Genomic DNA, 13,355 nt, shown 5'->3' with positions numbered 1-13,355 from the left:
CCTGTTGCGCGCGGCAGCATAGGTGTCGGCACACCGCCTGGGCCGCCGATGTTTGTGGCAGCGCCTTGTTGGGCAGAGCTCTCGGGGTGTTTCGACAAGTGAACATTGTCTGGGCAGCTCGGAGCGGCCCTAATGAGGGGGATCCAAATGAACAAGAAATCCAGCATTCGCGGCGCCGCGGCCAGTACAGCGACGTTGCTCTTGGCAGCTTCGGGTATCGCACTGACCAGCGCGCCCGCACACGCCGCCTATGACTGCCAATACGCACTATGCCTGTGGCAGGACACGAATTACAACGGCTTCAAGGTGAGCTACAGCGGCTCTGTGAATTACGTCGGCTCTGCCATGAACGATCAGGCGAGTTCCGTGGACAGCCGGTCATCCAGGGTCTCCACTCTGTACGCGGACGCGAACTGGGCCGGCACGTGGCTGCAACTGGCACCGGGCGAGGACGTCGGGTACCTCACCGACTACGGCGTGCCCGGCCACTGGCCCTACACGTACTCGGACATCATCTCGAGCTTGTCCATCTAGCTCAGAGAACATGCAGCGTCGCCACTTTCTCGCTATAGCCGCCCTCGTGGCAACCTTGCTCACGGGGTGCGGCCTTGGTTCGGCCCAACCCGATGCCACCATCACGCCAACCAAAGCCAGCGCCCTTTTGCGGTCGGACATCGAATCCATCGAATACCCGCTCGACAAATACTCAGTCTCCACGCAGGAGTTGAACCTGATCGAGCGGGCCGGAAGCATCAGGATCCAACAGTGCATGTCCCAGAACGGCCAGCCGATCGATCTCATGGCCACTTTCAAGGACAGGACCTCAGCAGCTGAGCGCCCCTACGGAATCTGGCTGATGGCAAGTGCCGAGCAATTCGGGTACGGCCGCGCGGAAGAGAACCTTGGCGTCCCGGAGCTCGAAACGAAAACACCCGAGTTCAACCACCAGTGGGACTCCTGCCTGAGCAAAGCGTTTCCCTCAACAAGCTACGGAGCCGACCGCAACGCACTCACCGTCCAACTTGCCGGGAAAGCGAAGGTCGCCGCGGCGAAGGATCCTCAGACCAAGGGGCTCATTGAGCAGTGGAAATCGTGCGTCCAAGCGCACGGCGGAACGTTCGACGGGAGCGATCCCTGGAGTCCGGTCGAGGCACACGGTGACAAAGAAACGGCCATCCGCGTGGCGGTCGCGGACGTGCAATGCAAAGTAGACCTGAACTTCGTCCAACAAATGGCTGACATCGAGGCCTCCTACCAAGAGACGCTGATCAAGGAAAACGAAGCCGGTTTGTTGGCCGAGCGGAAGAAAGTTGACCAAACGCTCAGCGAAGCCACCCAAACCGTCACTGCCTTCGACGGCGGTTAGGCAGCTTTGTCGACGCACTCCACAGGCGCCCCGAGCCATGAAACCACCGAACTCCCCCTGCGAGCGCGGCGCATCCTGCATCCGTTGAGGATTTGGGCCTTCCTTCTCACTGGTTTGATGCTCCTGGCGGCGGCTTTTTGGGCTGGAACACTGGTCAAAGCTCCCAGCGACGTGGCAGTGGACAACGCGCAAAAGTCCGTTCCCGTTACTTTCCCGCTGTCGATGAAAGTCGTCGACAGGCAACTGGCACTCAAAGGAACCGTGGTTCGCGGACAGACCACAGCCATCAGCCCACCTGCTGTTCCCGGCGCCGCCAGGCAGGTGGTCACCAAGCCCGGACCGGCGCCAGGAACGGAAGTCGCACCCGGGTCCTTCCTCGGCTCCGTTGGCGGACGACCCGTTTTCCTCCTCCCGGACGATGTCCCCTTCTATCGGGATCTCGACGTCGGCGATTCCGGGGATGACGTGGTCCAACTACAGAAAGCCTTGCAGGCTATGGGCTTCGCCGCCGTCACGGCGACGGGGAAGTTTGACGCGGCTTCCCGCGACGCCGTCAAGCGGATCTACAGCGGGGACGGCCTCACAGCTCCCGACAAGCCGATATTTCGCGCGCAGGAGTTTGCCCAGATCCCCGGCGACCGAGGCGTAGTGGCCAGTTCAGCCGGGCTTGCAACCCTGGTCACCGGCACAGTTCCGCTGTTAGTACTACAAACGACGCCGGATGTGGTGACGGCGCGTGCCACCGTGGTTGACGCCGATAGCCTCTCGGCAGGGGGCAAAGTCCGGCTGTCAGTGGGCGATCAGTCTGTAGAGAGCACCGTGTTGTCTGTCGGAGCTTTCACGGACAAGGCCGGAGCGTCCGGGGAAGGACCCGGAAAGGACATCACTATCTCCGTTCCGCCCGAGGGATCGGCCTGGTTGGTACCCGACAAATTGGTCAACGTGCAGGGCACCACAGACCCGCAGCCGAGGCTTGCAGTTCCGTTGATTGCGATCCAACACGATGGCGCGGGATCTTTCATCGACATCGAACAGCCGGCATCGAGCCCCGGCACGCGCCCGACATCAAGCTCCAGCACCCGCTCGCAAGCACCGACCTTCCAGCGGGTCGACATCTCAGTCACCACGCAGTCCTCCGGCTGGGCGGCTGTTGAATCGAGTATCCCGTTGTCGGTTGGGCAGCAGGTCCGCGTACCGTGACGACGGTGGAGGCCGCCGTCGTCATGAGGGCAGAACGCTTGCAGCGCGTCTTCGGTGGCGCGGTTCCCACCGTGGCCCTGAAAGAGGCCAGCTTCACGGTGCGTGCCGGGGAGTTCATCGCCATTGTGGGCCCCTCCGGTTCAGGTAAAAGCACTCTTCTCAACGTCTTGGGGCTCTTGGACAAAGCTACGGGCGGCACCTTCGAGATAGCCGGCCGGTCAGTTGGGACCTTGACCGAACGTGAAAGGAACGAGTTACGGTCAGGGACCATCGGCTTCGTTTTCCAGAACTCCTACGTGCTGCCGCATGAGCCTGCCGGGATGAACGCCGCCCTCGGACTAAGGATCCAAGGCGTTCCGCTGGCGCAGCGATCTGCCACGGTGGATTCCGTGTTGCGGCAGTTTGGTCTTTCCGGCCGGGCGCCGGTCCAAGCGAGCCTTCTCTCTGGTGGTGAACGTCAGAGGCTGGCCATTGCCCGGGCCATGGCACCCGGGCCGCAGATTTTGCTCGCCGATGAGCCCACCGGCAACCTGGATTCACGAAACACGTCGCTGGTCATCAATGACCTCCGCGAGATGGCAGGCCGCGGGGTCGCCGTCGTCGTCATCACCCATGACGACAAGGTCGCTGCGGCCGCCGACCGTCGTCTTACGTTGGCGGACGGGATACTCAGCGAAGAAGCCTCGACGACGCCGGCAGCAGGCTTACGGCCGCAAACCGACCTAGGCGTAAGGCCGGGCAAGCGCGGGTCGGTCCTCTTGCGGACGCTTGAATCGATGGCTGATGGCCTCAATTCGCTCTCTTCCCGGCCGCTGCGGACTGCGTTGCTGTTGATGGCATTTCTTCTGGGCGTGGGCGGGCTGGTGGCGGCGACTGGACTCACCCAAACCACATCCAGGCAGGTAGCAGAACGCCTCGATCTCGCGGCGCTGGACGAGCTGAGGTTCACGGACAACCGGCTTCCGACCGGCACGGTGCCTACCGATGCCGAGCAGCAAGCGACGTACACGGCCGTGGGTGCGCTGGCCGGCGTCGAGCGTGTAGGGCTGACCTCCATCATCGCGCCGGCCGATGCTCCCATAACCCGCTCATTTCCTTCCACGGCGTACTTCAACGGGCCCATCGAGCTTGCCGACGCGAACCGGCTGGAGCTTCTCGACGGCGACATGACCCCTCACACGGCACTGAACAATTTGGCGGCGTTCCCGGAGATGCCAGCCGCTGTGATCGGGGCGAAGGCAGCCGCGACGATTGGCATCCAGCGGGCTGCCCCGGGCGTGGTTATCTGGGTAGCAGGGAACGCTGTACCCGTCGTCGCCGTCGTCGAGAACAGCCCACGGGATGCCTCCGCCGAGGACAAGGTTTTCCTGAACCCGCCGGCCGCGTCCGGCATCAAGAACCTGCAGCCCACCTATGTGGCAAGGACGAAGCCTGGCTTTCCAGCGCCCCTGAGCGAAGCCATTCCGCTAGCCCTGAGTCCGAACAATCCGGGTGCCATCAACGTTCAGACTGTCGCGGACCTGAGGAACCTCAAGACAGGTATTGGGACTGAGCTCGGGGTGATGGTTGGCCTCGTGTCAGGCGTTCTCCTCATCCTGGCCTCGCTGACGGCCGCCACCGCCATGTACTTGTCAGTTCAGGCGAGATCCGGTGAGGTTGCGCTGAGACGAGCGCTCGGTGCCAGCAGATGGTCCATTGCACGAATGTTTCTTGTCGAAGGGATCATCATCGGCTCGGCAGGCGGCCTTGCGGGCAGCGTCCTTGGCACCAGCGCGGTGGTAGCCATAGCGGCCGCCAACCGATGGACCCCGGTGATCACCCCCACCATGCCGGCCCTCGGAATTGCGGTGGGGGTGCTGACTGGAGCGATCTCAGCCGTGTACCCGGCAATCGTCGCGGCCCGTGCTGATCCAGCGATGATCCTCAGAACCTAGCCCGGGTGCCCGGTTACCGCCCGCAGGCCGGTCCCGGTAGTTTGGAGTGAGGACCGTTGACCCTCGGTAGGCACCACGCCGCGCCTCACGAAAGCAGGATCACATGACCGTCTCTCCCCTGGCCTGGGGCGTCACCATCGCCATCATCGTGGCGTTGCTCGCGTTCGACTACTTCTTCCACGTCCGCAAGGCTCACGTCCCCACTCTGAAGGAAGCGGCCCTCTGGTCCTCCATCTACGTAGGCATCGCCGTGCTATTCGGCATCGGGGTCCTGGTTTTCGGCGGGGGACAGATGGGCTCGGAGTATTTCGCCGGGTACATCACCGAGAAGGCCCTCTCGGTGGACAACCTGTTCGTCTTCCTCATCATCATGTCCAGCTTCCGGGTCCCTCGTGAAGACCAGCAGAAAGTCCTGCTGTTCGGCATCGTCTTCTCACTTCTCGCCCGGACCGGTTTCATTTTCCTCGGCGCCGCGCTGATCAACTCGTTCGCCTGGGTGTTCTACCTCTTCGGACTGATCCTGCTGATCACCGCCGGCAATCTCCTCAAGCCCGATGACCACGGGGACAACCAGGCGGATAACTTCATCATCCGGGTGGCCAGGAAGTTCTTCCACACCACAGATAAGTACGACGGCGACAAACTCTTCACCACCCTCAACGGCAAGCGTGCGCTCACACCCATGCTGCTGGTGATGGTGGCAATCGGCGGCACGGACATCCTATTCGCGCTCGACTCCATCCCCGCGATCTTCGGCCTCACGCAGAACGTGTTCGTCGTGTTCACCGCCACGGCGTTCTCACTGATGGGCCTGCGCCAGCTCTTCTTCCTGATCGACGGCTTGCTGGACCGGCTCATCTACCTCTCCTACGGCCTGGCTGCCATCCTCGCGTTCATCGGCGTCAAGCTCGTGCTGCACGCCCTGCACGAGAACAACCTGCCGTTCATCAACGACGGCGACCCGGTTCACGTCGTCGAGATCACCACCGGCCTCTCGCTGGCAGTGATCATCGGCGCGCTGGTGATCACGGTGATCCTCTCGCTGCTCAGCCCCGCGGGGAAGGCCCAGACCGCCATCAACAACGCGCGTCGCCACGCCGTCGATTACCTCGATCTCGACTACACCGCCGACGCCAACGAGCGCGAACGCATCTACCGCGCGCTGACAGCGGAGGAAGCGCAGATCGTGCAGATGCCGCTCAAATACCGGAACAAAGCCAAGGACGTCGAAAAGATCCGCGAGCAGGTGGCCGAGGCACACCGGCAGCATGAGGCGTTCCTGAACCGCTAACCTTCAGCGCCCCAGGCAGGTGACGCACGAGGTGACCGCCGCCGTCGTGCCCCTTTATTCGGTGATCGCTTCCCCGGCTGCTTTGAGGTCGGCGGCGAACTGTTCAAAGCTGGCGTCGAAGGATGGGATCTTGTTGGCGAACAGCGGGAAGACGGGGCCGCCGATGCGCTCAGTCATGTCGAACAGGGTCTGCCCGCCATTGGTTTCGGTGAGGGTGTAGACGCGGGCGCCGAGTGCATCGCCCCACACGAGCCGGCGCGGAGGCTCGAACTCCTTGATCTTGAGCTTGAACGTGCGGCTGGGATCAAGTGTGGACACCAGCTGGATGCTGGAGCCGGGAGTGATCTCGCCCTTCAGCGACACGACCGTGGAGTTCCACTGCGGATACTCCGATGCCGTGGTTAGTAGACGCCATACCGTCGTGGGGGCCGCATCGATGGTGGTGGCCACCTGGGTACTCCGGCTGAACGTCTTGCTGACAGTGGTGGCGGTTCCCTCGGGACTGGTTGTCATCGAAATTCTGCTTTCTCGGAAGGACACGGCGCTCCACCGTCTCCTTCAGATGCTACATTTCGCTAGCCAAGAAGCACGCTGATCTGGCCGCGTATTTCGTCGCCAACTTCGGCGTCCGTGAGGGCCAGGTTGGCGGCGGACGTCATGCTGATGAACATCACCGCGGACATGATGGCGGCGAGCTTCGCGGGTTCGCGTTCCGCCAGTTTAGGGTCCCGTTTCAGGACATCGACGACGGCGGCTTCCGTCTGTTGGGTCAGGGCGATCGCTTCTGCGTGGTGCGGCTCAGCCGGATCACCGAAGACGATTTCCTTCAGGTAGGTCCTGCCGTTCTCGATCTGCACCCGGTTGCATTCAATGATGGGACGGATGATGGCCATCACGGCGTCGATCGGGGTCTTCTCCTTGGCCGCAGCTGCAATGCCGGCGTCGAGGGCTTCGGCGTATTTGGCGTTGTGTACCAAGAGAAGCAGCTCGGCCTTTGTTTTTGCGTACAGGAACAAGGTGCCCGACGCGACGTCGGCCTTTTCCGCCACCTGCTGGGTGGTGACCTCGTCCACGCCGTGCTGGGTGAAGAGTTCCCGGGCAGCGGCGGTTATCCGCTGGAGCTTTTCCTGCTTGTTCCGTTCACGTCGGCCAAGGGTCTGGGGCGCTGGCTGCATCTAGCTACCGTATCAGCGGCCCGCAACCAGCGGGCGGCTACTCAGTGCCCGCTGCTCAGCGGCTCAGGAATTCAAGCGCGACGGGAACGAACCTCTCGTGGAACTGGAAGATCCCGCCGTGCCCGGAATCCGGGTAGATGACCAACTCGCTGCCCGGGATCTGGTGGTGCATGGTGTTGGAAAGCATGGACGGGACCATGCGATCGTTGTCACCGTTGGCGATCAGGGTTGGCTGCGTGATGGCGGCGAGGTTTTTCGGCTGCGAGCGCCCCCAGTTCCTGATGGCCGTGAGCTGCGTCTGGAGGGCCCTGATGGTGACCGGCGCTTCCCGGTGGTCGGTACGCTCCTTGAGCCGCTCGATGAACGCCTTCGCGGCCGGTTTGCCGGTGGCATTGCGGTTGAAGAAAAGGAATTCCTTGGGATCCTGCCTGGTCAACGCGCCACGGAGGATGTCGTAATACGTGGTGACAACCACTTTGCTGATGCCCTTCCCACCGGAAGGGCCTGTTCCAGCGAGGATCAGCTTCCGGACCAGCGTGGGATGCTTCAGCACCAACGCTTGGGCGATCATCGCCCCCATGGAGAACCCGAAGATATCCACCTTCTCGTAACCAAGGGCCTTGATGAAGGCCACGGCATCGTCGGCCATGCTTTCCATGGACTTCGGGACGGTTCCCGTGGACGAGCCCACTCCCCTGTTGCTGAAAGTGATGACGTGATGCTTCCCAGCGATAGGGTCGATGACCCGCGGGTCCCAGTTGTCCATGTTCCCGGCCAAGTGGACCAGGAAAATCACGGGCACCCCGCCCTTCGGCCCCAACTCGCGGTAGGCGTAGGTGATGCCGCCGGAGGTGATGGTGTTGGTGGGTGCGTCCTTGTATGCAGTGTTCATAATGTTCTTCCTGAGGTTCGGTGTCAGTTGTGGGTGACGACGGTTTTGCCGCGGACGCCACCCTTTTCCAGAGCGGTGAGCAATTCTGGCGTCTCATCGAATGACGCCACGCGGCCTACAACGGGCTTGATGTGGCCAGCGTCGATGAGTGCGGCAATCTGGCGGAGCTGGCCGCCGTCGGCACGCATGAAGAGGAACTCGTACGTAACCCCCAGGGCGCGCGCTTTGCGCCGAATGCCGGAACTGAGCACCGACATCACTCCGCGCAGCACAGGGTTCACGCCCAGTTCACGGGCAAATCCGGCGTCCGGCGGCCCCGAAATGCCGATCGCTTTCCCGCCCGGCTTCAGGACCTTGAGGGAACGTTCCAGGTTTTCGCCTCCGAGGCTGTCGAGCACAAGATCGTAGTCGCGCAGGCTCTCGCTGAAGTCCTCCGCGCGGTAATCAATCACGACGTCGGCACCCAGGTCACGTACGAAGTCCCCGTTTGCGGCGCTCACCGTGGTGGCTACCGTGGCCCCGAGATACTTGGCCAACTGGATCGCGATAGATCCCACTCCCCCAGCGCCGGCGTGGATGAGCACCTTGGATCCCGGACCCACGTGGCCCCGTTCCACCAATACCTGCCAGGCCGTCAAAGCGACCAGCGGAAGGGCGCCTGCTTCTTCCATGCTGATGGATGCGGGCTTGATGGCCAGATCCGCTTCCGCCACCGCGATCCGCTCAGCGAAGGTGCCGATCCTGCCCTTGTCAGGGCGGGCGAACACTTCGTCACCGGGCTGGAACAGTGTCACCTTGGAACCGACGCTGAGCACCACACCGGCCAGGTCGTTGCCCAGGATCAACGGCATGCGGTACGGCAGGATTTGCTTGAACTCCCCCAACCGGATCTTCTCGTCCAACTGGTTCAGTCCAGCAGCGTAGACCTGCACGAGCACGTCATGATCACCCACCGCGGGCTCGGGGACATCCACCTCCCGCAACGGTTCTTTGTACTTGGTGATCGCGAACGCTCGCATGGGCTCTCCTGGATTGAAATAACTGAGTTAACTCAATTATGAGTACGCTCAGTTATTTCGTCAAGGGCGCCGCTGGCTCGCCCATGCGTTGTGGGGCCCGCTCTACACGCCCAAACCCCACAATTCCCTGCAGACTAGGCCCCGCAACGCAGGATCAGCCCACTAAACAGCGGGCTTCCGCCACATCAGGGCCAGCACCAGCACCAGCGCGCTCAGTCCTAGCATCACCAACACCATCAATCCCCAATTCGCCTGGTTGACCCCGGGGCCGTAGAAAACGCCGATCAGTACGGTCGCCGTGATCGCGCCGAGGTAGCGGCATGTCTGGAAGATCCCAGCGGCCACTCCCCTTTCCTCGGGCCGCGCTGAAACGTACAAGCCTTGGTTCGAGGCCGTGCTCACCAGGCCGTATGGGACCCCCATCAGCGCGGTCAACAGGAACACCACGGGCACCCAGAGCGAGACCGTCAAAATACCCAGAGCTCCAGAGGCAACCGCAAGCACCACCACTCCGGCGATCAATACGGGACGTACGCCGTGCTTCTCGATCTTCCGCACGGTCACCGGGGTCACCACCACCGATAACGCAGCAAGGGGAAGCATGAGCAGGCCGACCACGCCGGCGTCGTAATGGCCTGCTTCCTGAAGCAACTGCGGAAGGCCGAAGAAAGCAAAGTAGTAAACGCCGCTAAACACCACGAACAGCAAGTAGACCAACAGGAGCGGGCGGTTTCCCCCGAGCAAGCGCAGGTCCAGGAATGGCGGCTTGAAGCGAAGCTCACGCCCGGCGAAGAGCGCAGCGATCACAACGGCTGCGCCCAACAGGTACCAGCGATAGCCCGGCGCAACGTTGAGCAGGGCCATCATCGCAAGCATCAAGGACGCGATAAACGCGAGGATGCCAGGCACGTCCGAGTCGCGCACCAACTGACCGAGCCTGCCGCTCTCACGGCCCGAGTCGGCGGGCGCGGTCTGGCGCACCGCAAACAGAGCGATCAGCGCCAGCGGTACGTTGATCGCGAACAGGGCCTGCCATCCCACCAGGCTCACCAAGAGGCCACCCACCACGGGCCCGATAGCAGCAGCGGACGTGGTCGCCATCTGAATCCGGCCCAGCGGACGGGTAGGCGGCAAGTTGGCCAGGCGGCTCAGTTCGGTGACCATCACGACGGCGGACGGGTACGCCGTCGCGGTCCCCACGGCCATGAGGGCGCGGGCAACGCAGACCAGGGCGAAGTTAGGCAGGAACGGCGCGATCGCACAGGTCAAGGCCACCAATGCCATGCCGAAGATGAACAGTCGGCGGGGGCCGAATCTGTCCGCGAGCCGGCCCATGAGTGGCTGCCCCGCAGCCGAGGCAAGGTAGAACGAGGTGATCACCCAGGTGACCGTAGCGACGTCGAGCGAGAAATGCTCCCGAAGGACCACCAACGCGACCGCGATCATGGACGAGTTCAGGGGGTTCAGCGCCGTCCCCAGGCTCAAAGCGGCGATGGCGAGGCCTGGGCGGGATTTGTTGTTCGTCACGTTCTCAGTCTGGTACATGGTTGCCTTGGGTTACGAAACGGGAGCCAGCAAGATTTTGCTGGATCATCGCACGCGGCGATGCGCCGCCACCGCGTCATCCCGCGGGCGCTGGGCAAGCGTGAATCGATGATCCAGCAAAAAACGCGCAGAAGATATCCAATATGTCGGATACGTGATTATGGGCCCGAAAAAGGAGGCCCTACTCCTCGAAGTGGGTGCTGACTTTGCCCGAGGAGACGGCCGCGATGATCGAATGGGCCAGATGGCGCAGTTTGATGTTGCGGTTGCTGGATGCCGTCCGCAAGATGGTGAAGGCCTCGTCTTGGCTGCAGTGGTTCTGGGCCATGATCGCGCCGATAGCCAAGTCAATTACCGTGCGGGACTGCATTGCCGCCGCCAGGTCATTGCGCGCGTCGCTGAGCTGGGCGATTTTCAGGGCAAGCCGGAGCGATTTCGCGGCATGGGAGGCAAAGACTTCGGCGCGTTCCACGTCGCTCTGGTCGAAAGCATTGGGTCGCTCGGAGTAGAGATTCAGCGCGGCGCGGGTCTCTTCCTCCACAAGGAGAGACACGCTGAGGATCGAGCGCAGCCCTTGCTGCGCGGCTGCCTGGACGTAGTCGGGCCAGCGAAGTTCATTCTGGAGATCCGGAACCAGGACGGCAGACAGCTTGTCCATAGCCGTGAGGCAGGGGCCTTCGAAGGTGCTTTGCAGCTCGTCCATCACGCGGGCACGCTCGTCACTGCTTGCCGCGGTGGCCGATTTCTTGCGGCGCAACACTGTGATGCCGCAGAAGACCGGAGCCGAAGGTTCGGACAGGCTCTCTGCGGAGAAAGCGGCGAGGTCGCTGAGGAAAGCCTCGACATCTTCACTGCCCAAGACGAGGTCCAGGAAGTATCCGTTCTGGATTGCTTCCTGCTCGGGACGGGGGTTAACCATTTGACACGTTCCTACTGACTGAAATGCGTCCCCAGCAGACACCAAAGGAGCGAATATTGCCGCCCTCTGCAAAACGGTCTGGCAATACCTTATCGCCCAACGATCAACGGTACAAAGTTCAGCCCACTGCTTGACGCGCACGCAGCTGAACCGGCGCCCACCGTCTGGTGCTGCGGGGTGTCACATCCGGCAACAACTAAGTAGGCTTATGAATGGGAAGCGGATCCGACCGCCGGACCGTTTGGCGAAAGGAGTCACCTGATGGGCTTAGAAGACAGCATCCGGAACGCTGCAGAAAATGCTATGGAAGATCTGGCCGGCACGTCCAAACCCGTGAACGACGCCGAGGTGCCCGATCCCGGCGAGAAAGACGACGACATCCAGGTCCACTCCTCCATTAGCGAGGGTTCCAACGCCATGGACGAGGACCTCTCACCCAAGGACACTCCCCACACGGAGCACCACAAACCCCAGGGCCAAGCCGAAGCTAACGACGGTGGAACCCACCAGGATGAATCGACCGACGACGACGCCCCTGTCACCTCGGGCGACATAGCCTCGGGCGACATAGCCGGTCCGGCTGGCCTGCCAAGTGGTGATCCCGACAACCTGCGGGCCGATCCCTCGGAGGGCGGCGGAGACCCATCCACGAGCATGGGCCGAGGCTAGACACCAAAGCGCTAAGCACCAAAGCGCCGAGCCAAGGGAAAGGCAGCTAAGCCAACATCCCCGCAATCTTGCCTTCCAGCGCCGCCACAGTGGCCTCCGGCAGGACGATAAGGCCGTCCAATTCCTTGCGGGCGCGCTTATAGGCAGTCTGCCGTTCGGCCGGTGTCGCCGCTGAATCCTCGGCGATGCGCAGGAGTTTCCGGGCCGTGGCCAAACGTTGTCGCTCTGGCCCGGTGAACTTCCCGTCCTTGATGCGCCTGGCCTCGCGCTCGGCAACATCGAAGGCCACTTCAAATCCGTGGACTGCGGCCCGGTACTCGGCCAGCCTTGCCGGCGTCGTGATTTCTTCCGCGGCGGCGGGCCGTAACCCGTCTGCCTCTTTTTTGGCGCGCAGGAAGGCGACGGTGAGGGGTTCCCGGACGTCTGTCATCAGCGGGAAGTCGATGAGGTTTCCGACGTCGAGCTCGTATTCCAGCCACTTGCGGTTCACGGCATCGTGCGCCGCCATCAGGGCGACGACCTCGGCTTGGTTGGCTTCCTCGTGAACGGCCAGCTGGTTTTTGAGCTTGTACAACTCGACTTTGCGGCGGTGCCGCTCTTCGGTAGCCCGTGACCACGACCGCGCCCACCCGCCGGCCATGCCACCGATAGGAAAGATCAGCCACCAAAAACGCCCAAGGAAGTCGAAGAAGTCATGCACAAGTTCATCCTCCCACCGGCGCGGACGGGTGCTCAACAGGGCTGACCGGAGCGGTACCGGGTAGTTAACATGTCCCCTATGGACCAGCACAAGGCAATGACCGCCGATACCTTCAACCAGAATCTCCGCACGCAACTGGACACCTTCTTGGACGACCACCGCCAGATGCTCAACGCGTCCTTGGAGGGGCTGACGGAAGAGGAGGCTCGGCGATCCCTGGTGCCGTCGCGGACCACCTTGCTCGGCTTGGTGAAACATGCCATTTTCGTCGAAAGGGTCTGGTTCGACGAAGCCATCAACTGCAGGACCCGTGCCGAGATCGGCATCCCCGCAACCCCTGACGAGTCGTTCATCCTTGACGACGGCGACACCATTGCCGGCATCCGGCAAGCGCACCGCGAGGCGTGCGAGGCGTCCCGCCTGGCCGCGGCACCGCTGGGATTGGACGACTTAGTGATGGGCAATCGCCGCGGACCGCTACCCCTACGCTGGGTGTACCTGCACATGCTCCGCGAGTTGGCCCAGCATTGCGGCCATGCGGATATTTTGCGGGAACAGATCCTGTCCACGCGTGCCTAAAACCCTGAGGCAACGCAGAGAAACCCAGGCGCGCACGCAGACCAAAATCCGTTGACACGTGACCAA

At 62.5% G+C, this 13,355-nt stretch carries 14 protein-coding genes; 7 read left to right on the top strand and 7 right to left on the bottom strand.

Annotation, left to right across the window (positions count from 1 at the left end):
- Positions 1 to 147: 147 nt before the first annotated feature.
- The 5 genes from QRN04_RS00920 (at position 148) to QRN04_RS00900 (ending at position 5,791) form a co-directional block, all read left to right on the top strand.
- Positions 148 to 534: a peptidase inhibitor family I36 protein gene (locus QRN04_RS00920; protein ID WP_284974264.1), complete on the top strand. Its 387-nt coding sequence runs from the start codon at positions 148 to 150 to the stop codon at positions 532 to 534.
- 46 nt (positions 535 to 580) lie between these two features.
- Positions 581 to 1,366, top strand: a complete 786-nt coding sequence (locus QRN04_RS00915; protein ID WP_284974263.1) for a hypothetical protein — start codon at positions 581 to 583, stop codon at positions 1,364 to 1,366.
- 6 nt (positions 1,367 to 1,372) lie between these two features.
- Positions 1,373 to 2,566 carry a peptidoglycan-binding domain-containing protein gene (locus tag QRN04_RS00910; RefSeq protein WP_284974262.1) on the top strand — a complete coding sequence of 398 codons (1,194 nt, stop codon included), beginning with the start codon at positions 1,373 to 1,375 and terminating at the stop codon, positions 2,564 to 2,566.
- Positions 2,563 to 4,500, top strand: coding sequence for an ABC transporter ATP-binding protein/permease (locus QRN04_RS00905; protein ID WP_284974261.1), 1,938 nt, complete (start codon positions 2,563 to 2,565; stop codon positions 4,498 to 4,500). The genes QRN04_RS00910 and QRN04_RS00905 overlap by 4 nt, the downstream gene beginning before the upstream one ends.
- Positions 4,501 to 4,603: 103 nt before the next feature.
- Positions 4,604 to 5,791, top strand: coding sequence for a TerC/Alx family metal homeostasis membrane protein (locus QRN04_RS00900; protein WP_284974260.1), 1,188 nt, complete (start codon positions 4,604 to 4,606; stop codon positions 5,789 to 5,791).
- A gap of 54 nt (positions 5,792 to 5,845) precedes the next feature.
- On the opposite strand, the gene QRN04_RS00895 is transcribed toward QRN04_RS00900, so the two are convergent.
- The 6 genes from QRN04_RS00895 to QRN04_RS00870 form a co-directional block, all read right to left on the bottom strand.
- Positions 5,846 to 6,304, bottom strand: coding sequence for an SRPBCC domain-containing protein (locus tag QRN04_RS00895; RefSeq protein ID WP_284974259.1), 459 nt, complete (start codon positions 6,302 to 6,304; stop codon positions 5,846 to 5,848).
- Between the two features lie 62 nt (positions 6,305 to 6,366).
- Positions 6,367 to 6,966, bottom strand: a complete 600-nt coding sequence (locus QRN04_RS00890; RefSeq protein WP_284974258.1) for a TetR/AcrR family transcriptional regulator — start codon at positions 6,964 to 6,966, stop codon at positions 6,367 to 6,369.
- 55 nt (positions 6,967 to 7,021) lie between these two features.
- Positions 7,022 to 7,858 (bottom strand): alpha/beta fold hydrolase, encoded by an 837-nt coding sequence (locus tag QRN04_RS00885; protein WP_284974257.1) that lies wholly within the window; start codon positions 7,856 to 7,858, stop codon positions 7,022 to 7,024.
- A gap of 23 nt (positions 7,859 to 7,881) precedes the next feature.
- On the bottom strand, positions 7,882 to 8,877 hold the full coding sequence (locus QRN04_RS00880) for an NADP-dependent oxidoreductase (protein WP_284974256.1): 996 nt from the start codon (positions 8,875 to 8,877) through the stop codon (positions 7,882 to 7,884).
- Positions 8,878 to 9,039: 162 nt separating this feature from the next.
- On the bottom strand, positions 9,040 to 10,404 hold the full coding sequence (locus QRN04_RS00875; protein WP_284974255.1) for an MFS transporter: 1,365 nt from the start codon (positions 10,402 to 10,404) through the stop codon (positions 9,040 to 9,042).
- 199 nt (positions 10,405 to 10,603) lie between these two features.
- On the bottom strand, positions 10,604 to 11,341 hold the full coding sequence (locus QRN04_RS00870; protein ID WP_284974254.1) for a GAF and ANTAR domain-containing protein: 738 nt from the start codon (positions 11,339 to 11,341) through the stop codon (positions 10,604 to 10,606).
- A gap of 261 nt (positions 11,342 to 11,602) precedes the next feature.
- Here QRN04_RS00870 and QRN04_RS00865 point away from each other — a divergent pair, with 261 nt between their 5' ends.
- Complete coding sequence (locus tag QRN04_RS00865; protein ID WP_284974253.1) at positions 11,603 to 12,010, top strand: hypothetical protein; 408 nt, start codon at positions 11,603 to 11,605, stop codon at positions 12,008 to 12,010.
- A 46-nt stretch (positions 12,011 to 12,056) separates the two neighbouring features.
- Here QRN04_RS00865 and QRN04_RS00860 read toward each other — a convergent pair whose 3' ends face one another.
- The gene (locus QRN04_RS00860) at positions 12,057 to 12,710 is read right to left on the bottom strand and encodes a hypothetical protein (protein ID WP_284974252.1); all 654 of its coding nucleotides are present in this window, start codon (positions 12,708 to 12,710) and stop codon (positions 12,057 to 12,059) included.
- 78 nt (positions 12,711 to 12,788) lie between these two features.
- Here QRN04_RS00860 and QRN04_RS00855 point away from each other — a divergent pair, with 78 nt between their 5' ends.
- A complete protein-coding gene (locus QRN04_RS00855) occupies positions 12,789 to 13,289 on the top strand; it encodes a DinB family protein (RefSeq protein ID WP_284974251.1) in 501 nt (166 codons plus the stop codon).
- The last annotated feature ends 66 nt before the right edge of the window (positions 13,290 to 13,355 follow it).

The sequence above is a fragment of the Arthrobacter sp. efr-133-TYG-104 genome (assembly GCF_030208915.1).
In the GTDB taxonomy this organism is placed as follows: Bacteria; Actinomycetota; Actinomycetes; order Actinomycetales; family Micrococcaceae; genus Arthrobacter.
The sequence above is the reverse complement of the archived record's forward strand: the minus strand, read 5'-3'. Positions and strand labels throughout refer to the sequence as shown.

What these genes read in the sequence shown, in the direction of transcription:
- QRN04_RS00870 (WP_284974254.1), bottom strand. Translation starts at nt 11,341, where the DNA reads ATGGTTAACCCCCGTCCCGAGCAGGAAGCAATCCAGAACGGATACTTC.
- QRN04_RS00920 (WP_284974264.1), top strand. Translation starts at nt 148, where the DNA reads ATGAACAAGAAATCCAGCATTCGCGGCGCCGCGGCCAGTACAGCGACG.
- QRN04_RS00900 (WP_284974260.1), top strand. Translation starts at nt 4,604, where the DNA reads ATGACCGTCTCTCCCCTGGCCTGGGGCGTCACCATCGCCATCATCGTG.
- QRN04_RS00865 (WP_284974253.1), top strand. Translation starts at nt 11,603, where the DNA reads ATGGGCTTAGAAGACAGCATCCGGAACGCTGCAGAAAATGCTATGGAA.
- QRN04_RS00855 (WP_284974251.1), top strand. Translation starts at nt 12,789, where the DNA reads ATGGACCAGCACAAGGCAATGACCGCCGATACCTTCAACCAGAATCTC.
- QRN04_RS00880 (WP_284974256.1), bottom strand. Translation starts at nt 8,877, where the DNA reads ATGCGAGCGTTCGCGATCACCAAGTACAAAGAACCGTTGCGGGAGGTG.
- QRN04_RS00890 (WP_284974258.1), bottom strand. Translation starts at nt 6,966, where the DNA reads ATGCAGCCAGCGCCCCAGACCCTTGGCCGACGTGAACGGAACAAGCAG.
- QRN04_RS00895 (WP_284974259.1), bottom strand. Translation starts at nt 6,304, where the DNA reads ATGACAACCAGTCCCGAGGGAACCGCCACCACTGTCAGCAAGACGTTC.
- QRN04_RS00885 (WP_284974257.1), bottom strand. Translation starts at nt 7,858, where the DNA reads ATGAACACTGCATACAAGGACGCACCCACCAACACCATCACCTCCGGC.